The organism is Phascolarctobacterium faecium (assembly GCF_003945365.1).
In the GTDB taxonomy this organism is placed as follows: domain Bacteria; phylum Bacillota; class Negativicutes; order Acidaminococcales; family Acidaminococcaceae; genus Phascolarctobacterium; species Phascolarctobacterium faecium.
Window position 1 is genome coordinate 1,130,210 of sequence record NZ_AP019004.1, and the last position, 25,524, is coordinate 1,155,733.

Annotated in this window: 20 protein-coding genes, 1 pseudogene and 1 other annotated feature; of the genes and pseudogenes, 15 read left to right on the plus strand and 6 right to left on the minus strand. The window is 45.7% G+C overall.

Translation table 11 applies throughout. From position 1 onward, the window contains the following. Positions 1-128 precede the first annotated feature (128 nt). The 6 genes and pseudogenes from PFJ30894_RS05535 to PFJ30894_RS05560 form a co-directional block, all read right to left on the minus strand. The gene (locus PFJ30894_RS05535; protein WP_125669227.1) at positions 129-2,087 is read right to left on the minus strand and encodes a DUF2075 domain-containing protein; all 1,959 of its coding nucleotides are present in this window, start codon (positions 2,085-2,087) and stop codon (positions 129-131) included. 9 nt (positions 2,088-2,096) lie between these two features. Continuing rightward, positions 2,097-2,414: a nucleotide pyrophosphohydrolase gene (locus PFJ30894_RS05540; RefSeq protein WP_125669228.1), complete on the minus strand. Its 318-nt coding sequence runs from the start codon at positions 2,412-2,414 to the stop codon at positions 2,097-2,099. Positions 2,415-3,198: 784 nt separating this feature from the next. After that, positions 3,199-3,606 (minus strand): annotated as a pseudogene (locus PFJ30894_RS05545) (NifB/NifX family molybdenum-iron cluster-binding protein); the annotation flags it as partial. A gap of 219 nt (positions 3,607-3,825) precedes the next feature. Beyond that, positions 3,826-4,704 carry a DMT family transporter gene (locus PFJ30894_RS05550; RefSeq protein ID WP_049896977.1) on the minus strand — a complete coding sequence of 293 codons (879 nt, stop codon included), beginning with the start codon at positions 4,702-4,704 and terminating at the stop codon, positions 3,826-3,828. 136 nt (positions 4,705-4,840) lie between these two features. Further along, on the minus strand, positions 4,841-5,791 hold the full coding sequence (locus tag PFJ30894_RS05555) for a DMT family transporter (RefSeq protein ID WP_125669230.1): 951 nt from the start codon (positions 5,789-5,791) through the stop codon (positions 4,841-4,843). A 20-nt stretch (positions 5,792-5,811) separates the two neighbouring features. Beyond that, positions 5,812-6,504, minus strand: a complete 693-nt coding sequence (locus tag PFJ30894_RS05560; protein WP_125669231.1) for a metallophosphoesterase — start codon at positions 6,502-6,504, stop codon at positions 5,812-5,814. 262 nt (positions 6,505-6,766) lie between these two features. Here PFJ30894_RS05560 and PFJ30894_RS05565 point away from each other — a divergent pair, with 262 nt between their 5' ends. The 15 genes from PFJ30894_RS05565 (at position 6,767) to pstA (ending at position 25,524) form a co-directional block, all read left to right on the plus strand. Then, positions 6,767-7,948 (plus strand): MFS transporter, encoded by a 1,182-nt coding sequence (locus PFJ30894_RS05565; protein ID WP_167457030.1) that lies wholly within the window; start codon positions 6,767-6,769, stop codon positions 7,946-7,948. A 122-nt stretch (positions 7,949-8,070) separates the two neighbouring features. Further along, positions 8,071-8,276 (plus strand) — a binding site (T-box leader). Between the two features lie 69 nt (positions 8,277-8,345). Next, positions 8,346-10,838 carry a leucine--tRNA ligase gene (gene leuS / locus PFJ30894_RS05570; RefSeq protein ID WP_125669939.1) on the plus strand — a complete coding sequence of 831 codons (2,493 nt, stop codon included), beginning with the start codon at positions 8,346-8,348 and terminating at the stop codon, positions 10,836-10,838. Positions 10,839-10,975: 137 nt separating this feature from the next. Then, complete coding sequence (locus tag PFJ30894_RS05575; RefSeq protein WP_113077229.1) at positions 10,976-11,623, plus strand: helix-hairpin-helix domain-containing protein; 648 nt, start codon at positions 10,976-10,978, stop codon at positions 11,621-11,623. Beyond that, complete coding sequence (locus tag PFJ30894_RS05580) at positions 11,623-13,995, plus strand: DNA internalization-related competence protein ComEC/Rec2 (protein ID WP_125669233.1); 2,373 nt, start codon at positions 11,623-11,625, stop codon at positions 13,993-13,995. The genes PFJ30894_RS05575 and PFJ30894_RS05580 overlap by 1 nt, the downstream gene beginning before the upstream one ends. A 20-nt stretch (positions 13,996-14,015) precedes the next feature. Continuing rightward, positions 14,016-15,050 carry a DNA polymerase III subunit delta gene (holA, locus tag PFJ30894_RS05585; RefSeq protein WP_125669234.1) on the plus strand — a complete coding sequence of 345 codons (1,035 nt, stop codon included), beginning with the start codon at positions 14,016-14,018 and terminating at the stop codon, positions 15,048-15,050. 204 nt (positions 15,051-15,254) lie between these two features. Beyond that, positions 15,255-17,159: a type I glutamate--ammonia ligase gene (locus tag PFJ30894_RS05590; RefSeq protein ID WP_125669940.1), complete on the plus strand. Its 1,905-nt coding sequence runs from the start codon at positions 15,255-15,257 to the stop codon at positions 17,157-17,159. 261 nt (positions 17,160-17,420) lie between these two features. Next, on the plus strand, positions 17,421-18,662 hold the full coding sequence (locus tag PFJ30894_RS05595; protein ID WP_125669235.1) for a purple acid phosphatase family protein: 1,242 nt from the start codon (positions 17,421-17,423) through the stop codon (positions 18,660-18,662). Between the two features lie 60 nt (positions 18,663-18,722). Beyond that, positions 18,723-19,214 (plus strand): YajQ family cyclic di-GMP-binding protein, encoded by a 492-nt coding sequence (locus PFJ30894_RS05600; RefSeq protein WP_021718904.1) that lies wholly within the window; start codon positions 18,723-18,725, stop codon positions 19,212-19,214. Between the two features lie 139 nt (positions 19,215-19,353). Beyond that, complete coding sequence (gene speD, locus PFJ30894_RS05605) at positions 19,354-20,169, plus strand: adenosylmethionine decarboxylase (protein WP_021718903.1); 816 nt, start codon at positions 19,354-19,356, stop codon at positions 20,167-20,169. A gap of 12 nt (positions 20,170-20,181) precedes the next feature. Next, the gene (speE, locus tag PFJ30894_RS05610) at positions 20,182-21,042 is read left to right on the plus strand and encodes a polyamine aminopropyltransferase (protein WP_125669236.1); all 861 of its coding nucleotides are present in this window, start codon (positions 20,182-20,184) and stop codon (positions 21,040-21,042) included. A 335-nt stretch (positions 21,043-21,377) separates the two neighbouring features. Further along, positions 21,378-22,073, plus strand: a complete 696-nt coding sequence (locus PFJ30894_RS05615; RefSeq protein ID WP_125669237.1) for a hypothetical protein — start codon at positions 21,378-21,380, stop codon at positions 22,071-22,073. 50 nt (positions 22,074-22,123) lie between these two features. Then, on the plus strand, positions 22,124-22,660 hold the full coding sequence (locus tag PFJ30894_RS05620; RefSeq protein WP_125669238.1) for a hypothetical protein: 537 nt from the start codon (positions 22,124-22,126) through the stop codon (positions 22,658-22,660). A 188-nt stretch (positions 22,661-22,848) separates the two neighbouring features. Continuing rightward, positions 22,849-23,736: a substrate-binding domain-containing protein gene (locus PFJ30894_RS05625; RefSeq protein ID WP_021718899.1), complete on the plus strand. Its 888-nt coding sequence runs from the start codon at positions 22,849-22,851 to the stop codon at positions 23,734-23,736. A gap of 70 nt (positions 23,737-23,806) precedes the next feature. Continuing rightward, a complete protein-coding gene (pstC, locus tag PFJ30894_RS05630) occupies positions 23,807-24,661 on the plus strand; it encodes a phosphate ABC transporter permease subunit PstC (RefSeq protein ID WP_113077222.1) in 855 nt (284 codons plus the stop codon). After that, a complete protein-coding gene (pstA, locus tag PFJ30894_RS05635; RefSeq protein WP_113077221.1) occupies positions 24,658-25,524 on the plus strand; it encodes a phosphate ABC transporter permease PstA in 867 nt (288 codons plus the stop codon). The genes pstC and pstA overlap by 4 nt, the downstream gene beginning before the upstream one ends.

Genomic DNA, 25,524 nt, shown 5'->3' on the forward strand with positions numbered 1-25,524 from the left:
TTAAGAAAACAAAGAGTACTAAAATTGTAAGAATATTATAAGATTGATTATAGTATTTTATAGTTATAGAGAATAAAGGCCAGTGTCTAAATGGCACTGGCCTTTATTTACTTATTCTATTGACATTATTATTTTTTTGTTTTATAAATGAGTAAATTTTCTGCTGTTTCAGCGGCTTCCTGTACAGTATAAGTTATTTCATTGTAAATATCGTTATTACGCTTCAACCGTTCTTTAAAGTAATTTGATAAGGCTTGATCTGTACAATATACAAAACAACCTTTCATGCCACGGCTGAGTAAAGTTTTATAGGTGTTTCGGATAATTGTATCAGCAAATTTCAAGGCAACTTTATCACCTTTTCTACATTTTGTTACAAAGCCTTTCAATGACTGATCTGTGCGAGCACGTTTTGAAAAATCTGTGATAATGTGACCATTTTCAAATCGTAAGTCATCGCCTATAATAACACCTATATAATCAAATTCTAAACCTTGTGAAGTATGTATACAGCCGATTTGTTCTACTGAATCTGTGTCAATAGCCCAAGTTGTAGTATTACTAAAATTCCATTGAGCTTTGAAGTGATGTTCAGGAAAAATGATATCATATTTTGATGGATGGTTTTTTGATTCCCAATTCCAACAATATCCTGCTAATAGGCGTGCCTTGTTGTGGTACTTGTTTTCCTTGATTATAGCATCCCGCATTTCATTTGGATCGTCAAAAATTTTAAAAGTATAGTCATCGTTATTAAAAATATCATTAGCTGTACGGCGAATTTCCAAAACATCACTAAGCCAAGCTATATAACCGTCTGATCCGTTGCATCTGAATTGTGAATCGAGTTCTGCTTCTATAATTTTGGCATGTTGCTGTTTTGCAAAGTATTTTATTTGTTCAATTGTTCCGATATCCTTTGATGTGACTCTTTGATCTTCGTCGATGAAGAAAACAGAAAGCCGTGCGGCGTTAATTATTTCTTTGATCTGGTTTTCTCCAATATTTGAATATAAGCCAGATTTTTCATTTAATCTGTGGGCTTCATCAACTAGCAACACTTCAAAATCATTTGTTTCAGAATCAGTAAAACTGCCGGATCCCTTAAATAATTCATGAACATAATTTTTACGATAATTACCCTGGCGTAATTTTTCAAAATAAACATTTCGAGGAGCGCTATTTTTAGTTACATAAACAGCAAGTTTACCCTCACTGATAATATCAGATAGAAGATTTATGGCTAAAACACTTTTTCCAGTGCCGGGTCCTCCTTTTATAATAAATACTTTTTTCCCTTGAGTATCATTTTTAAGGTGATTTACTGTATACATAATATCTTCATAAATTATTTTTTGTGATTCGATCATGATAAATTCTTGATTACCGCTAAGCATACTGGCTAAGGAGTCCTGCAAAGATTTTGAAGGTTTTATTTTGCCGCCGTCTATGCGAAAAATAATAGAATTATCATCACTCTTTTTTATATATTTTGCAATAAAAGACCGTAATTTTTTGGCATCTGCCTGTGTGAAAATTGGCGCTTCTCTGATGATCTCGAAGAATTCCTCGTCTATAATGGGATCTTTCCCTACTATAAGATAATTATGCAAAAAGGCGCAGGGGTGCAGTGTTATATTTTCCTCCTGGACGATTTTATTATATTCTTGTAATGTTTTGGAGTAGGACCATGCTTGATATGATGGATGAGTTACTTCTCGTTCCGCATTCCCAACATAAGTTTTTACAATGGAGTTTTTACCTTTGACAGTTTTAGCTTCCTGCCATTGTTTTAACTCAACAATCATAGCGTGTTCGCTGTTATCAGTATTTTTACCGGATATTATAAAGTCAACTCGTTTAGAAGTATATGGAAGCCTATATTCTATGGCAATTCCAGAATCATCTGGTATAGTAGGCGTGTTTAAGACATTATACATATGACGTAAAGAATTTCTCCAGGATAATTGTTCGGATATACTTACTTCACCAAGTTTTTTTCTAAATGCATCATAGACAATATTACTAATGATGCCTTTTTCTACATATTTCATAAAAGTGTTTTTATTTGAATTATAAATTATCATAAATGTACCTCAAAAATCAGTGTATTTTTTACAGTTATTTTTGGAGTCAGAAATAGTATATTTTTCTTCATTTTTGGTTATTTTTTCAGAAATAATTTCTTGGATGTCAAATTTGTAATATTCTGCCAGATATAAACAATAAATCATAACATCAGCAAGTTCTTCTTTTACTTTATTTCGATCAATATTTTCATAAGACCATTGATAACATTCAAGAAGTTCTCCTGCTTCAATAGAAATACTTTTTGCAAGATTTTCAGGGGTATGAAATTGTTTCCAGTTACGTTCTTCTCGAAAAGCAATTAAATTTTGTATAATTTTATTCATGGACAGATACCTCATAAAATATAAGTTATATGTTTATTATACTATAAATATAATATAAAAGAAAAAAGAAACAATAAATGTAAGTTAAGTGGGCGATTTATTTTATCAAAAAAATCTTGTCTAATTTTATTCTTTTTGATAAGTTTTTTAGTTTCTATCCCCGCTAAAATCGTCACTGTTTCGCCTGTTCATAAAAGAATAAAGAAATAAACAAGAAAAGATACAAGATAAAAAAATAAATGTTTTGTATTTACGTTACAGCATCGTGGTATATTCTGCTAACGTACTATCTACAAAGTAAATTCAGTTTAGAGTTTTAATATACTATTTATCTCAATACTAACACAGTAAGCAGAATATAAAGACAGGTATTACTTGCTAACGTACGTAAGCAGTAGTACGCGAAACAAAATTTAAAAATATTTTTAAACTGCCCTTGATATAACAGGGGCAGTTTTCTTTTGCCCCGAAGCAGGGAAATGATTACAAAACAGTGGTTAGCAGAATCATTTGTGTAAGCAGCCTGATTTTTGGAATTTGGACTATGTATTTAGTCTGCGATGGAGAAAATACTGGCTAGTAAGAAGTTACAGGCAGGTGATTTAGAAGAAAATTTATGTAGGGCTGTCGACGAATGAGCTTGAGCAGCAGCGGGTGCGTAAAGGCTGTGGTGCAGATGGATTTCCTTTTTAGTCTGTCCGGAAAAAGAAAACTCACTGCTGCAGCAGTGAGTAAGTAGTGTACTGAATTTTGCTGTTCAGGTAAATCATGCAGGGTAAGGTGCTTAATGTCCGTGGCCGCTATGACTACCGCAGCCGTGTGCGCTGCAGGTATGGCCTGCGCCGCCGTGTTCCTGTTCGTGGTGGTCGCATTTTACTGCCGGGTCATAGTTCAGTTTATTATTGAGCAAAGCATTTACTGCATCATCGGCCTTGCCGGTAACGCCGCCATAAAGCTTGATGCCTGCTTGTGACAATGCCATTTGGGCGCCGCCGCCGATACCGCCGCAGATCAGAGTATCGACGCTGTGTTCGTGCAGAAATTGTGCCAGCGCGCCATGGCCGCTGCCGTTGGTGCTGACGATTTCTGTTTTGACGATGTCAGTGTTTTCGATGTCGTAAATTTTAAAGAATTCGGTGTGTCCGAAGTGTTGAAAGATGTCGCCGTCCTGATAAGTAACTGCGATTTTCATTGTTATACCGCTCCTTTACTGTGATTGTTATGAGTTTGCGACATATGCCGTAAACATTTTTAGCATAGCACTGTTCGCAGCCTGTGTCAATAAAGTCGGGGATGACATAGTACCTGCTAAAATAAAAAGGCTCGCCGCCGTTGCAGACGCGAGCAGAAGAAGCTTGACTGTGAGAGATATTTTGATCTGTTTGTGCTTAGGTCGCTCATCATCGATATGTCAGCGTAGCGGCTGTCGTTTACGCTGGCGACGCGTAAAATATTTTGCCAGTCGATAGGCGACGGTACGATATTGCGTGGTCAGATAGACGCCGCTGAGAATGAGTACGCCGCCTACGGCTTGTGCGGCGAGAAAGTGTTCATCAAGAAACAGTACGCCGCAGACGATGCCGACCAGCGGCATGATATTCATAAATACGGCTGCCTGACTGGGTCCGACGATGCCGGTGCCTTTGTTCCAGAAGATCATGGCGATCAGCCCGCCGGCAAAAATGACGAACAGATATGAGCCAAGAGCCAGCGGCGAAAGCAGCGAGGGCAGTTCGAAATGGCCAAAATAAGCAGCGCCGGCTGCCGTGGTAAGCGAACCTAACAGACCCGACCAGGCGACGATGGCAAAGGGGGAAACATCGTCGATGATGCGCACGACGATGATAGAATACAGTGCCCAGGCGACCTGACTGGTAAAAAAGAGTACGTCGCCGATATTAAAGCTCAGCGTCAATATGGCCGCAAGCGAACCGTTGCTGAGCAGGTACAGCGCGCCGCACAGGCTGCTGCAGATGCCGAGCCATTGCAGGCGGTGCAGACGTTCATGGATCAGCACAAAGCTGAGCAGAGCCGTCACGATGGGCGTGAGTGTGGCGATAATGGTAAAGTTGGTGACTGTCGAATATTGCAGCCCGGTAAATTGGGTAACGTTATTGATGCAGACGCCAAGGATGCCCATGGTAAATAAAGCCGGCCAGGTCCTGCGTGGCGGCAGCAGCTTTTCGCCGCGCCAGGCAAGCATAGCAAACAGCGTCAGGGCTACGATAGTGTAGCGAATGCTGACCATAGGTATGGGCGACATTTCCCTGACGACGAATTTGGCGAACATAGGTTGAATACCCCAGATGACGCAAGTACAGATCAAAAGTGCCGAGGCGGTAAGCTTGTTCGTTTGCATGGCAGTGCTGACAGACCTTTCGATGATGATTTATAAAGTGCCGGGCATCTGCCCGTAACTTAAAAGCTTAACAGTCGTTCAATGATTTCTGCCGCCGGCGTTTGACCAGATATCTGGCCAGTTTATAGGCCAGCAGGCGGTACTGAGTAGTCAGATACACACCGGCGATGATAAGAGCGCCGCCAACTGCTTCGGAAGTATAGAAGCTTTCGTCGAGAAAGGCGATGCCGCAGATGATGCCTACTAACGGCATCAGATTCATAAACACGGCGGCCTGACTGGGGCCGATAACGCGGATGCCTTTGTTCCAGAACAGCATACCGACCAGGCTGCCGATAAAAATAACGTAAAAATAGGACCCCCAGGCTAAAGCGGAAAGGTCATAGGGCAGTGCAAACTGCCCGGTCAGGATACTGTAAGCAGCCGTAGTCAGCGAGCCAAGCAGCCCGGCCCAGGCTACAGCGCTGTAGGCAGATACATATTTACTGACCTGCGCGACAAGAATGGTATAAAAAGCCCAGGCGACCATACTGACGCAGAACAGGATATCACCTAAATTAAAGTTCAGGTTGATAATCGTTGAAAGCGAACCTTTGCTGATCAGGTAAACGGCGCCGATGATACTGGCGGCGATACCGAGCCATTGCAGCTTGTGCAGCCGTTCATGCAGCAGCACCAGACTTAAGAGTGCGGTCACGGCAGGCGTCAGCGAGGCAATAATAGTAAGGTTGGCTACGGTCGAGTATTGCAGGCCTGTAAATTGCGCAACATTGTTGCCGCCAACGCTGAGGACGCCCATCAAAAACAGCGGCAGCCAGGCCTTGCGTGGTGGCAGCAGTTTTTCGCCGCTGTAAGCCAGCGCTGCCAGCAGCACTACGCCTACTGTAAAATAACGGATACTGACCAGAGGGATCGGGTCGAACTCGCGGACGACAAAAGTGACGAACATCGGCTGTGCGCCCCAAATGATGCAGGCGGATAAAACCATCAGTGTTGCTGCGGAAATATTTTTGGGCATGGAAACGCCTTCTTCGCTGTTTATTTTACCAGCTGCGGTGTAAAACCCTGCGTGTCACAGCTGACAAGCTTATAGGTGATGCCGTTGCGGATACCTTCAAAAACCATGCTTGCATCGCTGCCGTGGATATGGCCGAAAACGCAGTGCCTGACGCCGTAACGCTCCAGCAGTTCGGCAAAAACAGATTCATTTGCAGCGTCATAAAGAGGCGGATAATGCAGTGCGGCTATGATATCGCTGTAGCCGGCTTGTCTGGCAGCTTCCAGTGAAGCCTCCAGGCGCAGTCCTTCACGGCGGTAGATAGCGGCATCGTCCGCGTTAAAATTGTCAGATGAAGGCAGGAGCCAGCCACGACTGCCGCATATGGCAGTCGTGCCGCAGGTAAAAAAGTTGTTTTGCAGAAAGCTGAAATTATTTTCTGTCGCAGTCTGCATCTTTTTTAAAGATGACCACCAGTAGTCATGGTTGCCGCGCAGAATGATTTTGCGCCCGGGCAGGGCGGCGATCCAGTTCAGGTCGGTCAGAGCGTCTTGCAGGTCCATGGCCCAGGAGGTGTCGCCGCAGATGATGACGGTATCGTCGCTGCGGATAAGTTGATGCCAGTTGGCTGCAACCTTGGCGGCGTGGTCTGCCCAGTGTTTCCCGAAGATTTCCATAGGCTTGGACGGAGGCTTTCCGGAAAGGTGCAGGTCGCCGATAGCGTAAATTTTCATGAATTATGCTCCATTTTTGCTGCTTAATGTTAACTTTATGTTAGCTTATTTTAAGAAGGAATGCAAGGAATTGCTGACAGGTTTGACCTCAGCGCGAAAATAAATGCCTGTGTCTACTGCCAAAGTCTGATTAATCCGTTTAATATAGATATAAAGTCTGAATTAGGATGCGAGAATCTTTTTCCTTTCTATCCCTGGTTGCTGTTGCCGCTTTCAGCATTTTTATACAATGAAAGTATCAAAACGCAGGGGAGGGGCAACTATGACAAAGCAGCAGGATTTCAGTATGTGGTCAATGAATTTTATTTTGTTTTGCCTGGCTAATTTTTTGTATTATGGAGCTTTTTATTTGTATATTCCGGTATTGCCGCAGTATGTGGAGATGTTGGGCGGTACACCTGCCGATATCGGGCTGGTTGGTGGCGCTTTCGGCCTGTCGTCCTTTATTATACGGCCGTATTTGGGTAAATTGGCCAACGAATGGGGTCGTAAGCGTATGATGCTTCTGGGTACGATTTCTTTTGCACTGTTGTTTCTGCTGTTCGGCAGAGTTACCGGCGTGGTGCCGCTGGTCGTACTCAGGCTTGCGCATGGTGTTTGTCTGGCGATGTATCTGGCGGCATCGGCTGCCTATATAGCCGATTATGCGCCGGTAGACAGGCGCGGCGAGGTGCTGGGGATTTATCAGACCTGCAGTGTGGTTTCTATGGCTGTTTTTCCAGCAGCAGGCATTTGGATCCTTCAGCATACACAAAGTTATCCTTTTTTGTTCAACGTGACTTTTGTTACGGCATTAGTATGCTTTTTCGTGTTACTGCCGCTCAAGGAAACGAATCCTGTTTATGAGCAGGAACAAAAACTGGATCTGCTGCCGATTTTCAGGCGGCGGGTAATTTTTATGTCTTCGCTGTGCCTTTTGGGTGCATCACTGGTCTATGGCGCGATTCTTACTTTTTTACCGATTTATGCGCAGCAGCGGAATATAAGTGATTATGGTATTTTTTTCGTAGTCTATGCTTTGGCGACGATGGGCAGCAGGGTCTTTGCCGGTAAGCTGTCCGATCATGTCGACAGGCGTCTGGTAATTTTGCCGTTTTCACTTTTGGTTGCACTGGCGGCTATGTGTTTCTTTATTATGGATAACGTTTGGACGCTTGGGCTGATCGCAATATTATTCGGACTGGGATATGGCGCTTTAGTGCCGGCGCTTACTGCACTGGTCGTTGATGTTACCCGGCCGGAAGAACGTGGACCGGCACTGGGTTTTTTTACTGCTTTTATTGAAGTCGGCATCGTCGTCGGCGCTATGGGGCTGGGGTTTATTACCGGGATATTGGGCTATGCCAATATGTTTGCATTGTCAGGTATCATCGTACTGGTGATCACACTGGCATTTTGGCTGTTGTTGCAGCAGCGTCATACTATTAAGCTGGAGGGAGAGTAAGCAGGCTCCAGATGAGCGCAGAGCATTAAAAGCCGCCTGCAGCGCGTACTAGGCAGATGGGGAAGAAAAGACTTGAAACTCCGCGGATTTGTGATATAATGGTTAAAGTATTTGCAGAATGAACAAATTCGGTGAAGCGGAGTAGTAACCACAGATCCCTGTTGCAGAAAGTTGACGGCAGCTGCGAGTCAATACGGGAGCAAGGTGAACTCGCCGCGGAGGAGCCGCGTCAAAAGCGCGGACGCATAACCGGCGTTACAGGTTTTGAGTGGCCGAGATTTTTTTTCGGCAATCAGGGTGGTACCGCGAAAGCTATTTCGTCCCTGGCCTAACAGCCGGGGACTTTTTTATTTGCCGCGCTGCGGTGGTAAGCAAATTTTAGGAGGTTATGAGAAGAATGATCGAAGAAAAGTATACTCCCCATGCCATAGAAAGCAAATGGCAGAAATATTGGGAAGATAACAAGGCATTTAAAACTGATATTGATGCAGGCAAACCCAAGTCTTATGTGCTGGAAATGTTCCCGTATCCTTCGGGCAACCTGCATATGGGGCACGTACGCAATTATTCCATCGGCGACGTAGTTGCCCGCTTCCGCAGTATGAACGGTTTTAACGTGCTGCATCCGATGGGCTGGGATTCTTTTGGTATGCCGGCTGAGAATGCCGCGATCAAACATGGTATCCACCCTGCTAAATGGACGATGGAAAATATCGCCAACATGACCCGTCAGCAGAAGGAACTGGGATTGTCCTATGATTGGGACCGCGAAGTTGCCACCTGTAAGGAAGATTACTATAAATGGACCCAGTGGTTCTTTGAGCTGTTTTATAAGCGCGGTTTGGCCGTCAAGAAAAAATCTGCTGTCAACTGGTGTGGTGAATGCAACACTGTTTTGGCTAATGAGCAGGTTATCGACGGACGCTGCTGGCGCTGTGACCATGAGGTCGTCAAAAAAGATCTGGAACAATGGTTCTTCAAAATTACCGATTATGCGGAAGAACTTTTGGATGATTTGAAACTTTTGAACGGCTGGCCGGAACGCGTTAAGACGATGCAGAAAAACTGGATCGGGCGCAGTGAAGGTCTGGAATTCAGCTTTGACGTGCCCTGCATCAATGCTAAGCTACCTGTTTACACTACCCGTCCGGATACGGCATTTGGCGTTACCTTCGTGGTCCTGGCTGCCGAGCATCCAATGGTAGAGCAGTTGTGCCGGGATAATCCGAAGGCAGACGAGATCAGGGCTTTCTGCGCCCGTGTGCGCAACCAGTCCGATATTGAACGTACTTCCAGCGAGTCGGAAAAAGAAGGTATCTTTACCGGGAAATATGCTGTCAATCCTTTCAATGGTCGCCAGGTAGAGATCTGGGTCACCAACTATGTCCTGTACGATTATGGCACCGGAGCTGTTATGGGTGTACCTACAGGTGATCAGCGCGACTGGATGTTTGCCGATAAATACGGTCTGGATAAGATCGTTGTCGTTACTCCTAAAGACCAGGAATTAAAAGTTGAAGATATGACTGCCGCCTATGAAGAAAAAGAGGGCGTGCTGGTAAATTCCGGCAAGTTCAGCGGCATGGAGATGCATGCTGCAATCAAAGCTATTATGGATTATGCGGAAGGACAGGGCTTTGGTTCCCGTCATGTCAACTACCGTCTGCGCGACTGGCTCATCAGCCGTCAGCGTTATTGGGGGGCTCCGATCCCGATTATTTACTGTCCTGACTGCGGCGAAGTTCTTGTGCCGGAAGCAGAGCTGCCGGTACGTTTACCGGAAGACGTCAAGTTTGATGCGGGCAGCGTTTCACCGCTGGCAACCAGTGAAAGCTTTGTTAACTGCACCTGCCCCAAATGCGGTAAGCCGGCCCGCCGCGAGACCGATACTATGGACACTTTCCTGTGTTCTTCCTGGTATTATCTGCGGTATACCGATCCGAAAAACGATACTGCTCCATTCAGTAAAGAAGCTGTTGATTACTGGGCTCCGGTCGATCAGTACATCGGCGGTATTGAGCATGCGATCCTGCATTTGCTGTATTCACGTTTCTTTATGAAGGTATTGCGTGACGCAGGCCTTGTAAAATACGACGAACCATTTACCAACCTGCTGACTCAGGGCATGGTCATTAAAGACGGTGCGAAAATGAGTAAATCTTTAGGTAATGTCGTTTCTCCGGAAGAGATCATTTCCAAATACGGTGCCGATACTGCTCGTCTGTTTATTATGTTTGCTGCTCCGCCTGAAAGAGAGTTGGAATGGAGCGATCAGGGCGTGGAGGGTTCCTTCCGTTTTATCAACCGTGTCTGGCGTGTCGTCAGCCACTTCCAGGGTGAGCTGGCCCAAAAGGTCACCGGCTATGATACTTCAAAACTGGATGAAGCTGATAAAGAGCTGCGCCGCGTGCTGCATAATACGATCAAAAAAGTTACCGACGATATCGAGCAGCGGTTTAATTTCAATACTGCAATCAGTGCGATGATGGAGTTGGTCAATGCTTTATATGCTTATAAGGAAGCTCAGAAAAATTACAATGCCGGTCTGGTTTATGAAACCGTTTCCGCTTTGCTGCGGTTGCTTGCTCCTTTCGTACCGCACGTAACCGAAGAATTGTGGCATGGCGTCATCGACGCTGACAGCAGCGTGCATGCACAAAGCTGGCCTAAAGCCGAGGCAGAGGCCATGAAGGTCGATAATGTCGAGATCGTGCTGCAAGTCAACGGTAAGGTCAAAGGCCGTTTGGTTGTACCTGCGGAAGCCGGCAGGGAAGAACTGGAAAAACTGGCTTTGGCGGATGAACATATCGCTGCTATGGTCGATGTCGGCAAGATCGTGAAGATTGTCTGCGTACCCGGACGTTTGGTCAATATTGTTGCCAGACCTTAAATCGCAGAAAAAAATTAAATAGCTGGATCAGTAAGATCAAATCATAAAGACGCTATGGCAGAGTTCCTAAGGTATAACGAATTTATTGTTGACCTCAGGAACTCTGCTTTTTTGCGTTTTAAAGGGGCTGGATAGCGATGATGGAACGAGGGCTGAGAGGAAAAGTAGCAGCTTTGGGGGCTGCCGTAGTTTTATGTGCCGGCGGCAGTCTGCTGGGAAGCAGCCCGCAGGATACTGCTGCTGTTGTGCCTGTACCGGCAGCTGGTATCAGTGCGGTACAGACTCGGGGAGTCAAGGTATATGTAAGCGGTGCGGTAGCAAAGCCGGGTTTATATGAAATTCCCGCAGGGAGCAGAGCTACTGCGGCTATCGCCGCTGCCGGAGGAATGACACTGGAAGCTAATCCCGATAAAGTTAATTTGGCAAAGCTGCTGAAAGATGGTATGCAGGTAAATGTGCCGCGGTTAAGTGCCAGGCAATTGCGTGAGCAGACTGCGCCGGTAAATGCAGGTGCAGCTGCTGAGGCAGCAGGCGCAAATACTTTGGTCTCGGTAAAGACTGCTGCTGAGAGTGGCAGGGGCACAGCAAAAGCTGGCGGCAAGGTACATTTGAATACGGCTACGGCTGCCGAACTGACAGCGTTGCCTGGGGTCGGTGATATTACCGCGCAGCGTATACTTGAGTATCGGGCGGCGCATGGGTTTGCCAGTATCGAGGATGTTATGAAGGTCAAAGGGATCGGTAAGGCCAAGTTTAGCAAAATGCAGCCTTATCTGGAGCTGTGATGCAGCGTCAGCTGGAACAGATCATTGTCGCCGCCACACTGGCATTTCTGCTTGGCTGCCACGCAGGGCTCAGTAAGCTGTTGCCGTTGATACCAGCATTGATACTGGCGGCATTTTTTCTGCTGCTGCTTGCCTGGGGCTGCCGCCAAAAGGCTGGAGTAAAGTTGTTGGCCGCGGCAGGTATTGGTTTGTGTTTTTGTTGTGGCGCTGCCAGTGGCAGCGGGGCCATGCGTCAGCCGCAGCTGCCTTTGCAGACTTTTACCGGTCAGGAAGTACGGCTTTTCGGCAGAGTGGAAGCTGGCAGTGTCAAAGTAACGCCGCAGGGAACCAGTCTGGTGCTTGCCTGTCATACGCTGCAGCAAGCGGTGCAGACAAACAGTGCGGAACTTGGCAGCTCTTTACCCGATACAGCAATCGCAGTATCGGGTAAAGTACGTGTGCTCGTCCAAGGGCAGGATCTTAGCGAGAAAATAACCAGTGGCGTTATTGTACAGGGAACGCTTAAACCATTGACTGATTTTGCCAATCCGGGTGGTTGGGATGGCGGGCTGTGGAGCGAATTGCAGGATTTACAAGGGCGAATGTCTATAAAAGGCAGTGAGCTGTATTTGTCCGGGGACGGACAAAGTATCAGGCAGTATATCGGCGGACTGGCTGCAGGGCTGCGTTCAAATCTGCAGCATACTGTACCGGGACAGGCCGGGGCTGTTTTAGCCGGTATGACTTTAGGTGGTTACGACGGTATCAGCGCGCAGACGCGGGAAGATTTTGCTGCTGTGGGATTGGCGCATCTGCTGGCTGTATCTGGTACGCATATAGCAGTGGTGACAGGCTTTCTGCTTGTACTGCTGCGGCGCCGTAACCACTGTACTATGGCGCTGCTGGCAGGGATTTTATTTTTTTATGCGGCTTTGTGCGGGTTCAAACCGCCTGTACTGAGGGCTTTGCTTATGTCACTGGCACTATTTGGAGCCGGTGTTAGCGGCAGGCTGCCGCAGCGCAGTAATATTTTCTGTGCTGTGGTCATACTGTTGCTCTGCTATGAACCGCGCTGGCTTTGGGACGCAGGTTTTCAGTTATCATTTACCACAACAGCGGGGCTGCTGTATTTCTACCCGGTACTGAGCGGCCTGTGTACCCGTTACTTACCTGTGGGGATTGCCGAGATCCTGGCAGTATCTTTAACAGCACAGCTGGCGGCTTTGCCGTTTTTGATCCATTATTTTCATCAGCTTTCACTGAGTGGGCTGGCAGCTAATCTGCTTCTAGTACCGCTGCTGGAACTGGCACTACTGCTGACACTGGCGGGATATGCCCTCCTGCCGATATTTGGGTTGGGAAAGCTGCTGTTTTTACTGGCAGGGCTTTTACTGCACCCCTTGCTGAATATCATTCACTGGCTGGCATCCGGCGGCTGGGCAACTGTCACTGTTGGCAGCTGGCCTCTTTTATGCGGCGCTGTCTATTATTTACTGTTGTTGCTGCTTTTCGGCAGCAGCGACTGGGATGATTTCACTGCTTGCGAAAGACGGTTGCTGATCGGTTTATGCTGCTGTATGCTGGTGGGGATCGGGATTTATGATAAATTCAGGCCGCAGCCTCTGACCGTACATTTTATCGACGTGGGACAGGGGGATGCGGCACTGGTCGTAACACCGCAGCGTCAGACGCTGCTGATTGATACCGGTGGTCTGCGTGGTGACTATGATACGGGCAGCCGTATCGTTCTGCCCTATCTGCGTTACCTGGGGATTCGCAGTCTGGATATGCTGCTTTTAAGCCACGGACACCACGACCATGCAGGAGGAGCGGCCGCAGTAGCTAAAAATATACCTATACGCAGGCTCATTCTGCCTCAGGAACAGCCTTCAGCAGATATACAGGCACTGCTGAAGAATACCAAAGCGCAGCTTATATATGCCGAGAGCGGCACAAATTATTCCCTGGGCAATACTGCAATACAGATCATCAGCGCGCCTGTCGGCAGAGCTGACAGCGATGCAAATGAAAGCTCGCTGATCGTGAGGGTTGTATCTGCTGACGGCAGCATTGTTTTTACAGGTGATGCAACAGAAACGGAGGAACTGCTGGCAGCGGGACAGATTCAGCCCGGTCAGGTATTGAAGGTCAGTCACCATGGCAGTAATGCTTCTTCTTCAATGCCGTTTTTAGCGGCAGTCAGTCCGCAGCTGGCGGTTATCTCAGTCGGTGCGGCCAACAGCTACGGCCATCCTGGCAGTGAAACGCTGCAGCGTCTGGCAGCCTGCGGGGCTCAGGTGCGGCGTACAGATCAGGACGGAGCGCTTAAAATCATTTTTGACGGCAGCCAGGTAAAATGTTATAGTTATCGGTATCAGAAGGAATTTTTTTAGTGGCTTGAAGGAGTACAAACATGGAAATCACGGCAGAAAAAATTATGCAGCAATTAAGTGCCGGTACACAGGTAGCTGGTGTAATCGCAGTGTTCGGCGAAGAAGGCTATTATAAAGATAAAATAGCCGCTGCTTTACCGCGGGCTGTTTTTGGCGACGCCGCGCTGGAAGACAGGGAAATAACTGTTTTTGAGCGTGATACGGATATAAAGGAAGTATCTGCTGCTGTCAATACCTACCCTTTTTTCTCAGGACGCAGTCTGGTTATCATTAAAGATGAAAAGCTGTGGGGAGGTAAGGATGGCGGCGAAAAACGCAAACAGCAGCAGGAAGAGCTGGCAGAACTGCTGGCGGATGTGCCTGAACATTGTCAGGTACTGCTGTTAGGCGAAAAAATCGATAAACGCGGTAAACTTTATAAAAGCCTGCTTAAAACTGCTGCGATGGTGGAATGCAAGTCTCTCAAATCCTATCAGCTGAAGCCCTGGCTGGACGAACAGGCTGCGCTGCGCGGCTGCCGTTTTGATTATGAAGCGTCACAAACGATCATGGAATATCTGTCGGTAACTGACAATGCGCCGCTGCTGCTGCTGGAACAGGAAATCGAAAAACTATCGGTTTACGCCGGTGAACGTAAGATCTGGACCAAAGATGATATCGAGCAGACTTTCGCTGCGTTGCCTGAAGTTTCGCGCTTTGCGCTGCTGAACGCCATTGCCGAAAAGAAGCTGGGGCAGACTTTGGAGCTTTTGGGTGAAGAACGTAAGCACGGTAATACTGTGCTGGCGCTATGCGGCCTGGTTTCGTTCCAATTGCGACGTCTTGGACGTGTCAAAGAACTTCTGGAAGGAAGGGCCTCGCAGGCCGAGATCGCTTCAGAGTTAAAAGCCGCGCCTTTTGCTGTAAAAAAAATGGCGGAGCAGAGCCGCCGCTTTGGATTGGGTGAACTGGAACGGGCACTTTTGGAACTATCACAGCTCAATATCGAAATCCGCTATGGCGGCCGGCAGTTTGAAAAGCTGGAAGAAATATTGATCCGGCTTTTGAGCAAGTGATATTTGGTGTTTGGTTAAAAAAAGTGCTTAAAGTTTGTTTTAAACACTGGACAAGCCTGACTGTTGTTTGTTATAATGATGGCGATAGATCAATGGGGATCTTTCTATTTTATTGCTTAAAAATAGGAAGGTCCTTTTTATATTTGTATTTCAGCTTCAGCATTGGGAAAGGAGCGCGGCACAGTGCCGCAAGTGATTGCTATGATGAACAAAGAAATGTTGTATTACATTAACCCTGAACAGCAAACCCCGGAGGAACTGAAGGCTTTGCTGGAAATGCACCCGGAAATCAAATTTGTTTCTTTTATGGGTGTTGACTTTGCCGGTAACGATACCGACGAAAAAGTGCCCATCAATTTATTTATCGAAGATATCAACAGCTTCCTGGAAGGTATGGCTGCTCAGACTGATGGTTCTTCCGTTGTTTTGCCGGGCATTGCTACTTTAAATAACGCCCGCGTCGATATGAAGGTCGACAAAAGTGTCAACTGGTATATTGATTATAATTACGAGCATTTTGATGCTCAGACAGGTAAAATGGTCGGAACCCTGCGCATACCCTGTTTCCTGATCCACAACGAAATCTTTGTTGATTCCCGTTCGATCCTGCAAAACAGCCTGGATTATGTGGAAGCACAAATGCTGGAAATGTTCAAAAAACATCCGCAGATAGCAGGTCTTGAACATGTTGACCTGTCTCAGATCGAAAAACTGGTCTTTACCTGTGCTACCGAGCTGGAATTCTGGGTCAAATCTCCGCGCGAAGACGCACCGATCGAAGCCCTTTCTTCTTCGCAGATGATGCAGGAGCAATACTGGCAGCGTACCCGCGGTAACGTGCGTACCGCTTTAGAACAGACTATAGAAATGATGGAAGCTTATGGTCTGGAACCGGAAATGGGCCATAAAGAATGCGGCGGCGTACGTGGACAGATCGACGGCGCAGGTCATATGACGCATGTTATGGAACAGCTGGAAGTAGACTGGAAATTTAACGTCGGTCTACAAACTGCTGATAACGAACTGCTGGCCCGCATTATCGTTAAAGAGGTTTTTCGGATGAACGGTCTGGAAGTTTCCTTCCAGGCTAAACCGATCCCCGGCGTTGCAGGAAGCGGAGAACATACCCATGTCGGTATTGCCGCAAAACTCAAAAATGGTAAAATGGTCAATCTGTTTGCGCCCGGCGATATGAAAGCGGATTTTCTGTCCGCTATCGGTTACGGTTCAATGATGGGCCTTTTGAAGAACTATGAGGTCATCAATCCTTTTATTTCAGCTACGATCGATTCATTGAACCGCTTGAAGCCAGGTTTTGAAGCCCCTGTCTGTATCGTTACCTCTTTGGGTATCAGTCCGCAGGTCCCTTCCCGTAACCGTACGATTCTGGCAGGTTTGATCCGCGATATCGACAGTCCGATGGCGACCCGTATAGAAATGCGTTCGCCTAATCCTTATACTAATACCTATATTGCTATCGCTGCTTTCTATCTGGCAATGTGGGATGGAATCAAGGCTTGTGTGGAATCAGGCAAAAATTTGAAGGAACTGGAAGCCGAATTGTCCAAAAAGGCCGGCGTTGAAGGCTTCTATCTGGAAAAAGACCGCGAATACCGCAGCGAAGATGATGTTTTTGAAGACTTCAGCGAGGAAGAACGCAGCCGTCTGTTTGGTAAACCGCCTGCAACTGTGTGGGAAAATATGTGCGGCTTTAATAAATATCCTGAAAAGAAAGCTGCTCTTACCAGCGGCAATATCCTGCGCGCAGAATTTATCGATTCTTTTGCCAAAGGTGCCTTGGTTCGCTGGCAGACCGAGCTCTTAAACAGGATCATCCCCGAATTCCATGCTGAGATCGTGGCAATGAAATGTCTGCATGACACTGGCTTCTATAATAAATGTGACGATGAGCTGTGGGAGAAGATCGCAGCGCTGCGTGTTATGTTGGCTAAAGATTCTGTCGAGGCTCCGTGTATCTTTACTATGATCCGCGATGCTTTTAGCCGCGGCGATTTTGATGCCGCCTCCAAGTTAAAGCTGGAAATGGTAAAAACAATGGAGAAGCTGAGAAGCTGTTATCACGATTACAAGCAAAATATCATAGACTGATAAAGCATATACGTTTTGGATCCGCCGGAAAATATTATCGGCGGGTCCTATTATTTTTCACAAAATGTTTTCTTGACTGGAGCGCAGACCAGACCTATATAATTTAAACAAGGAAAAAGAAGAGGGCGCTGTTGTCGTCCTTTTCCGCAATGATATCAACATTTTTTACGGAACTGCTTTTTATGCGGCAGGTAATTACGGTCTTTTGGGAGCGGTATAGCTTGGCATAAAACAGTATGGTAGCGGGAGAGAGGGGAAAAAATGAGATGGAGTAAAGCTTTTTCAAAAACTGGCCTGCTGGCATTGATGCTTGCCGTGGTCGGGATCGGTATCTTTTTTTATGAACGTCAATATTGCGGCGCCGAACAGCCTGCGCGTTACGAGCCGCAGCAGCTGCGGCAGGTGATTACTGCCGACAGTAAAACCTCGCGGACTATTATGTGGCAGACGCAGGCGCCGGAAAGCGATGCCTGGGTGGAATATAAGCTGCAGGGCGAAAATGAGCTTCACAGGGTGCGGGCGCAGGGTAAAGAATTTGCAACAGATTCAGGGACGGTTTATCAGCAAAGTGTGACGCTGACAGCTTTGGAGCCGGGAACTGTTTATGAATACAGGGCTGGCGGCGGCAAAGAATTTTCTGCCTGGCAAACGTTGAAAACAGATACCGGAGGCGCTTTTACGGCTTTGATCTTCGGCGATTCGCAAAGCCTTGATTATAATGTCTGGCGTAAGACTGCCGCTTATGCTTACAGTCACGATCCGGAAGCCGCCTTTTTCATCAATATGGGCGATCTTGTAGATAACGGCGAGCAATACAGCCAGTGGCGCAGTTGGTTCCGTGGAGCGTCCGGGCTGTTGCCGCAGATTCCGGTTGCTCCTATCAGTGGCAACCATGAAAATTATTCGCTGCAATGGAAACCTTACCGCGGCGATTTATATCTTAATTTGTTCGATCTGCCCCTGAATGGGCCGGAGGGTTTGCAGAAGCAGGCTTACAGCTATGATTACGGCGATGTGCATTTTTCTGTAATCGATACGCAGCAGGAGGAATTAAACGAGTGGCAGCCTGAACTGATCGCAAGTCAGGTGAGCTGGCTGGAGCGCGATCTGGCCGCCAGTGATAAGAAATGGAAAATCGTGTTGGTGCACCGTAATCTGTTCCGCTATCAGGACGGCAGACCCAATGAACTGGGCTCGGCACTTTTTCCGGTTATTGACCGTGGCAATGTCGATGTAGTTTTTTCTGCTCATAATCATACCTACGGCCGTTCTGCTCCGTTTAAAAACGGTAATGTGGCATCACAGGGAACGATCTATATTTCTTCGGGCCGCAGTGGTGATAAAACATGGGCCGGTTCGCGTGCCAAGCCGCAGGAGGTCGCTTTTGACGGCGTGCTTGACCAGCCTAATTATATGAAGCTGACTGTTAATGACGGCAAGCTGACAGTGACCAGCCTGAAGCAGGACGGCAAGCTGATCGATACGGTGACGCTGACGAAATGACAAGCTCTCGATTTTTTGATATAATATTATTATTAACAAATCAATGAATGGAGTGACATCATGGCTAAAGACAGTTCTTTTGACGTTGTATCGCAGGTCGATATGCAGGAAATGGACAATGCGGTCAATCAAACGAAAAAGGAGATCGCCCAGCGTTATGATTTCCGCGGCAGTGATGCCAGCATCGAATTAGAAGAAAAATGTATCAAATTGGCAGCTGAAGACGAATATAAGCTGAACGCTATCATCGATATGCTGCGTGCCCGTATGGCTAAACGTGATATCCCGCTGCGCTGCCTGGAGCTGGGTAAGGTAGAGCCGGCATCCAAAGGCACAGTTCGCCAGACACTTACTATCCTGCAGGGTATACCGAAGGAAAAAGCCAAAGCGATCGTAGCCGCGATCAAAGCGACTAAATTGAAAGTCAATGCTCAGATGCAGGACGATCAGGTACGCGTCAGCGGAGCTAAAAAAGACGATCTTCAGGCTGTTATCCAAACGCTGAAAGCAGGCGACTTCGGCGTAGATTTACAATTCATCAATATGCGCTAAACTGGATTTTTATACTTCCTACGTAACGTAGGAAGTATTTTTTTATTTTATTGTTTTTGCCAGAGTTTGCCTATATAATAAATATAATCCATATTGCAAACTTGCAATAAATTTGGTGACAAGGAGCTGATTTGTTGAATTGGAGAAAGAGGTAAAGAGATTAAAGCTACATGGTTTCAATAATCTGACGAAAAGCCTGAGCTTTAATATGTACGACATTTGCTACACTAAGACGGTAGCAGACAGGGAGGCTTACCTGCAGTATATCGACGAGCAGTATAATGCCGACCGTCTTACGGAAATTTTAACAAATGTTTCCAACATTATCGGAGCAAACATTCTGAACATCGCCAAGCAGGATTATGAGCCGCAGGGCGCCAGTGTCACTATCCTCATTGCCGAAGGCTGTCTGCACAGCGTTGGTGCTGAAGATAACAGTTCCGCTCCGGGCCCTTTACCGGAAACAGTTTTAGCCCATCTAGATAAAAGCCATATCACGGTGCATACCTATCCCGAATATAACCCTATCGGTGGTATCAGTACCTTTCGGGCCGATATCGACGTATCTACCTGCGGTGAGATCTCACCGCTGAAAGCGCTTAATTATCTGATCCACAGTTTCGATACCGACATTATGACTATCGATTACCGTGTGCGTGGTTTTACGCGTGATATTACAGGACATAAACTGTTTATAGATCACAATATCACTTCAATTCAAGATTATATCCCTGAGCTGGTAAAGGAACATTACCAGATGATAGACGTGAACGTGTATCAGGAAAATATTTTCCATACCAAGTGTAAGCTCAAAGATTTCGACCTTGATAACTATCTGTTCGGGCTTAGCAAAGAACAGCTGCATCCAGGCGAAGTAAAACGGATTGAGGCCAAGCTGCGTCATGAAATGGACGAGATCTTCTACGGCAAAAATATGGACCGCATCAATCTTTAAGGAGGAGTAAGTATGCTGGATTTATGGTTTTCTGAATTTCACGCTCCCGACGCCAAACTTTCGATTTTGGTCAAAGAGCAATTATATAGCGAGCAGACTCCCTTTCAGAAAATAGACTTTTTTGATTCGGAAACTTTTGGTAAATTTTTCACTTTAGACGGGCTGATTATGATTACCGAAAAGGACGAATTTATTTATCATGAAATGATCAGTAATGTGCCGATGGCAGTTAATCCGGACATCAAAAAGATCTTGATCATTGGCGGCGGTGACGGTGGTACTGCACGTGAGGTCTGCCGCTTTAAAACAGTAGAGCAGGTAGATATGGTCGAAATCGATGAACGTGTCGTACGTCTGTGCCAGAAATATTTTCCACAGACTGCTTGTGCGCTGGATAATGATCCGCGGATCAATCTGATTTTTGGCGACGGGTTAAAATTCGTACAAGACGCGCCTGAGGGTGCATATGATTTGATACTCGTCGATTCTACAGATCCGCTTGGACCTGGCGAAGGTCTTTTTACGACCGAGTTTTACCGCAATTGCTACCGGGCGCTGAATGATAAGGGTATCTTGATCAATCAGCACGAATCACCTTACTATAAAGAATATGCGTATGAAATGCGCCGGGCGCATAAAAAACTTGCTTCGGTATTTTCCATAGCAACAGTTTATCAATTTTATATGCCTACCTATTCTTCTGGACACTGGTTGTTCGGGTTTGCTTCGAAAGGTCTTGATCCAGTGAAAGATGTGGACTTTAAACGCTGGTCTGAATTTGGGCTGCAAAATCGTTATTATAATCCCGGGGTACATCTCGGTGCTTTTGCTCTGCCTAATTATGTACAGGAAGAACTTCAAAAAGAAGATTAATGATTCGTAACAAGGTATTCAGGTTTGTCTGCAAAAGCGGCAACACATTTATTGTGTTGCCGCTTTGTGATTTTATAACATAGATGGCTTTGTTTGAAAAATGTGTGATAAGATTATTTTTTTGTAATTTTATTTTAACAGTATTGCTGGATATATGTATGTGTGTTATGATTTATTTATAAAAATACAAGCAAAACTTTAAAGTGTATTTGCATAGTATTTTTGCTATAAGAATAATAATTGGGTGAAGTTTTACCTGTAGAATTAAGAGGTGATAAATTATCAGATACAGTAAAGAATTTATGGAAGTCCATAAAAATAAGAATGGTGGGATAATGGTGAAGAAAGTAATTTTGTATTTATTAACTATGATCTTTGCACTCAGCACAGCTACGGCACTTGCTGCAGAACCTGCTGACGCTCCTGTGTCTATGCGTGAAAGAATGGAAAAAATCAGGGTGGAGAGAGACCCGGTATATCAGGTAGAAAAAGCCAAAAGAATGGAAAATATGCCTAAAGTAGCTGTGCTTTATGTAAATAATGCCGAGACTACTTATAATGACGAAGTAGATGGAGTGGTTTTAGGCAATTTGGAAAAATGCATCAATGATGATAAATATATTTATATCAATGGTGAACCATATATCGAAAAGTTAAACAAAGTTGGTATTGTTGATATTACTACGGCTGAAAGAGCCGATATAGTTGATGCTTTTGAAGGTGAAGATGTTGATTATGTCGTTTTTATTGAAGTGCAGCCGTTTATAGCAAGAGACAAAGTGACGTTCTTTACAGTTGGTAAAGATATAACGACTACTGTACCATTGAAAATCATTGATTTGGTAAATGGTAAATATTTATATAATGGCAAGGTTACTGAGAAAGCTTCCGACAGCACAATGATCGGCGGCATAGGTAATAAATCGGTTGCCATGAAAGCCCTGAATAAGATCAACGAACAGATCACTTCTGTTTTAACTGTCAGATTGCCGGAAGAAAAACCTGTTGCGGTAGCTGCTGATAAAAAATAGGTTCTATAATGAAAAAATATTTTGATAAAAGGCTTATGGGGGTCTTTTTAATGATATTTGTATTTTTTACTGCGGCCTGCGAAGCTGAAGCGGCTAAAAGCTTGCGACAGAAAAGCAGCGTGCTTTTGGTGTTTAACAATATCGCCGGAACACGTTATGATGAAAAGCTTACCCAAATAGCATTGGAAAAGCTGCAGAAGAAAATCGAAGGAATTTATCTTGAAATCGATGCTGAACCTTATGGTGAAAACTTCAAAGAAAAGTCATTCGAAAAAGCTTCATTTGCAGAATTGACGGCGCAGGTTGATGGCTGCGGGGCAGATTATTTTGTTTATACCGAGCTGCAGCCCATTACAAAAGAAACACATTTTAATTTTATATATTTTGATAAAAATGTGGAAACCGGGCTGGTTTTGCGGATCGTGGATTTAAAGAATGATAAAGAACTTTATAATAAAAAATATTTGATAAAAGCTGAAGATTCTACTGACTATTTCTTTATCGGCAGCGGATCAGTTGCACAGAAGGCGTTAGATGCCATACTGTTCAGAGCTGGCGAAGCGATTTCAGTCAAGCTTCCGCTTTAAAAATAATCTTTAACAGCCTCCAACAAGTTTTATTACTTGTTGGAGGCTGTTTTTTGTAAAACAGTTCGTTTTACAAACTTTACATTGATTTTACAAAACTGCACTAACGGATTTTACTTTGCTGGGATATGCTATAGCCATAGTCAGAAAACTAAAAATAAATCATAAAAATTTTGGAGGCTATAGTGATGAAAATGAACAAAAAAGCAGCAGGTATTTTATTAGCAGCAATGAGTACGATGATTTTTACCGGCTGCGGCAGCAGTGAATCGGAAAAGAAGGCTGATAATGCGGCAGCAGGCAGTAAGATCGTTGTTATCTCCCGTGAGGATGGAAGCGGTACACGCGGTGCCTTTATAGAATTGTTCGGTATTGAGAAGAAGGATGCTGACGGCAAAAAAATCGACCATACTACTGATAATGCTGCCATTACCAATAATACTTCGGTCATGATGACTACTGTCGCCGGTAATAAAGACGCTATCGGCTACATTTCACTGGGCTCTTTAAATGATACAGTAAAAGCGCTGAAAATCGATGGTGCAGAAGCAAGTGCAGCCAATGTAAAAAGCGGTGCTTATAAAATCGCCCGTCCGTTCAATATCTGTACGAAAGATGGTTTGAGCGAAGTTGCCCAGGATTTCGTTGCTTTCATTATGTCAAAAGAAGGCCAGGAGGTAGTAGCTAAGGCCGGCTGCATCGGCGATGACAAAGCTGCGCCTTATAAAGGAACCAAACCGGCAGGTAAAGTAGTTGTAGCAGGTTCGTCTTCCATAACTCCGGCAATGGAGAAACTGAAAGAAGCGTATATGAAAATCAATCCGGCTGCTAATATCGAGATCCAGAGCAGTGATTCCACTACCGGCGTTAAATCTGCTGTCAGCGGTATATGTGACATTGGTATGGCTTCACGCGACTTGAAGAAGAGCGAGCTGGAACAGGGCTTAAAAGCAACTGTTATCGCTACTGACGGTATTGCGGTAATCGTAAATAAAGATAATAAAGTCGGCGATCTGAAAAAAGAACAGGTCGAAGCGATCTTTACCGGCAAGATTACTGAATGGAATAAACTGTAAGCAGATAAAACTGAACACTGTAAACTAACGGCTGCCTCTAGGGGCAGCCGCCTGTATAATGTGAGGGAGTATGGAGAAGCGTAAAGAAGAAATAATGAAGTTTGTTTTTCTGCTGGCGGCGTGTGCCTCTATCGCTACAGTAGCTATGATTTGTCTGTTTTTGTTTGCCAACGGGCTGCCGACTATCGGCAAAATCGGCGCTGCAGATTTTTTCTTAGGAGAAAGATGGCGTCCTGCCAACGATGTCTACGGCATTCTGCCGATGATCCTGGGCAGCTTGTACGTTACGCTGGGAGCGATCGTCGTTGGAGTTCCGGTCGGGATTTTGACGGCTGTCTTTATGGCGCGTTTCTGTCCTGAGAAAATATACAATGTGCTGAAGCCTTCTGTAGAATTGCTGGCTGGTATTCCTTCAGTTGTCTATGGTTTTTTCGGACTGGTAGTGATGGTCCCGTTTATCCGTGAACATATCGGCGGTACCGGCAGCAGTATGCTTACGGCTTCACTGCTTTTAGGCATGATGATTTTGCCGACACTGATCAGCGTCGCTGAAGCCGCGTTGCGTGCGGTGCCTGACAGTTATTATGAAGGGGCTCTGGCTTTAGGAGCAGGGCATGTCCGCAGTGTATTTTTTACAGTCGTGCCGGCTGCCAAGTCGGGGATTATGGCGGCGATCATTCTGGGAATGGGACGGGCCGTCGGCGAGACGATGGCTGTAATTATGGTCGCAGGCAATCAGGCCAGAATGCCTATAGGTATTTTAGAAGGCGTGCGCACGATGACAACAAATATTGTCATTGAAATGGGATATGCTGCGGATCTGCACCGTGATGCGTTGATTGCAACGGCTGTTGTTCTGTTTGTATTTATCCTGATTATTAATTTGACTTTTTCGTACCTGAAAGGTAAGGTGGTGCAGCAATGACGGGTTTAAAAGCGCAGCTTAACCGTAAGCTGCATGAATGCGGACGCGATCCGCTGTCGTTGTTTTTACTGGGCTGTGTGATTGCTGCAGCGCTGATTACTTTCATGGTGTTGAGTTTTTTACTGGGGTATATTTTGTGGCAGGGGCTGCCAAATATAGAAACAGGTTTGTTTGCTTTGCAGTATAATTCAGAAAATGTTTCTCTGTTTCCTGCTTTGGTTGATACAGTGCTGATGGTAATAATGGCGCTGGCTATTGCGACTCCGCTTGGTATATTTGCGGCGGTCTATCTGGTCGAATATGCCAGCCGCGGCAACAGGCTGGTAAGCTTGGTACGTGTAACTGCTGATACTCTTGCCGGTATCCCTTCGATTGTATATGGTTTGTTTGGTATGCTGTTCTTCGTTACTTATTTGAAATGGGGCTATTCCTTACTTGCCGGCGCCTGTACTGTTGCGATCATGATTTTACCTCTTATCATGCGCACGACAGAAGAAGCATTAAAAGCTATCCCTGACAGCTACCGTGAAGGCAGTTATGGCTTAGGGGCAGGCAAGCTGCGGACCGTTTTTGCCGTAGTTCTGCCTTCAGCGGTTCCCGGTATTCTGGCGGGCGTTATTCTTTCCATTGGCAGAATCGTAGGCGAAACGGCAGCGCTTATTTATACAGCCGGTACGGTGGCGGCACTTCCTGACGGGGTGCTGTCGTCAGGACGAACTCTGGCAGTACATATGTATGTGCTGGCCAGCGAGGGTTTGTACATGAAACAGGCTTATGCGACGGCTGTAATTTTAGTTGTGATCGTTGTTGCTATCAACGCTCTGTCGAGCAGACTGGCAAAACAATTGATGAAGGGAAAATAA

What these genes read in the sequence shown, in the direction of transcription:
- pstA (WP_113077221.1), top strand. Translation starts at nt 24,658, where the DNA reads ATGACGGGTTTAAAAGCGCAGCTTAACCGTAAGCTGCATGAATGCGGA.
- PFJ30894_RS05600 (WP_021718904.1), top strand. Translation starts at nt 18,723, where the DNA reads ATGGCTAAAGACAGTTCTTTTGACGTTGTATCGCAGGTCGATATGCAG.
- PFJ30894_RS05620 (WP_125669238.1), top strand. Translation starts at nt 22,124, where the DNA reads ATGATATTTGTATTTTTTACTGCGGCCTGCGAAGCTGAAGCGGCTAAA.
- pstC (WP_113077222.1), top strand. Translation starts at nt 23,807, where the DNA reads ATGGAGAAGCGTAAAGAAGAAATAATGAAGTTTGTTTTTCTGCTGGCG.
- holA (WP_125669234.1), top strand. Translation starts at nt 14,016, where the DNA reads ATGGAAATCACGGCAGAAAAAATTATGCAGCAATTAAGTGCCGGTACA.
- PFJ30894_RS05535 (WP_125669227.1), bottom strand. Translation starts at nt 2,087, where the DNA reads ATGATAATTTATAATTCAAATAAAAACACTTTTATGAAATATGTAGAA.
- PFJ30894_RS05580 (WP_125669233.1), top strand. Translation starts at nt 11,623, where the DNA reads ATGCAGCGTCAGCTGGAACAGATCATTGTCGCCGCCACACTGGCATTT.
- speE (WP_125669236.1), top strand. Translation starts at nt 20,182, where the DNA reads ATGCTGGATTTATGGTTTTCTGAATTTCACGCTCCCGACGCCAAACTT.
- PFJ30894_RS05560 (WP_125669231.1), bottom strand. Translation starts at nt 6,504, where the DNA reads ATGAAAATTTACGCTATCGGCGACCTGCACCTTTCCGGAAAGCCTCCG.
- PFJ30894_RS05575 (WP_113077229.1), top strand. Translation starts at nt 10,976, where the DNA reads ATGATGGAACGAGGGCTGAGAGGAAAAGTAGCAGCTTTGGGGGCTGCC.
- PFJ30894_RS05550 (WP_049896977.1), bottom strand. Translation starts at nt 4,704, where the DNA reads ATGTTCGCCAAATTCGTCGTCAGGGAAATGTCGCCCATACCTATGGTC.
- PFJ30894_RS05540 (WP_125669228.1), bottom strand. Translation starts at nt 2,414, where the DNA reads ATGAATAAAATTATACAAAATTTAATTGCTTTTCGAGAAGAACGTAAC.
- PFJ30894_RS05625 (WP_021718899.1), top strand. Translation starts at nt 22,849, where the DNA reads ATGAAAATGAACAAAAAAGCAGCAGGTATTTTATTAGCAGCAATGAGT.
- PFJ30894_RS05565 (WP_167457030.1), top strand. Translation starts at nt 6,767, where the DNA reads ATGACAAAGCAGCAGGATTTCAGTATGTGGTCAATGAATTTTATTTTG.
- leuS (WP_125669939.1), top strand. Translation starts at nt 8,346, where the DNA reads ATGATCGAAGAAAAGTATACTCCCCATGCCATAGAAAGCAAATGGCAG.
- PFJ30894_RS05615 (WP_125669237.1), top strand. Translation starts at nt 21,378, where the DNA reads ATGGTGAAGAAAGTAATTTTGTATTTATTAACTATGATCTTTGCACTC.
- PFJ30894_RS05595 (WP_125669235.1), top strand. Translation starts at nt 17,421, where the DNA reads ATGAGATGGAGTAAAGCTTTTTCAAAAACTGGCCTGCTGGCATTGATG.
- PFJ30894_RS05555 (WP_125669230.1), bottom strand. Translation starts at nt 5,791, where the DNA reads ATGCCCAAAAATATTTCCGCAGCAACACTGATGGTTTTATCCGCCTGC.
- PFJ30894_RS05590 (WP_125669940.1), top strand. Translation starts at nt 15,255, where the DNA reads ATGAACAAAGAAATGTTGTATTACATTAACCCTGAACAGCAAACCCCG.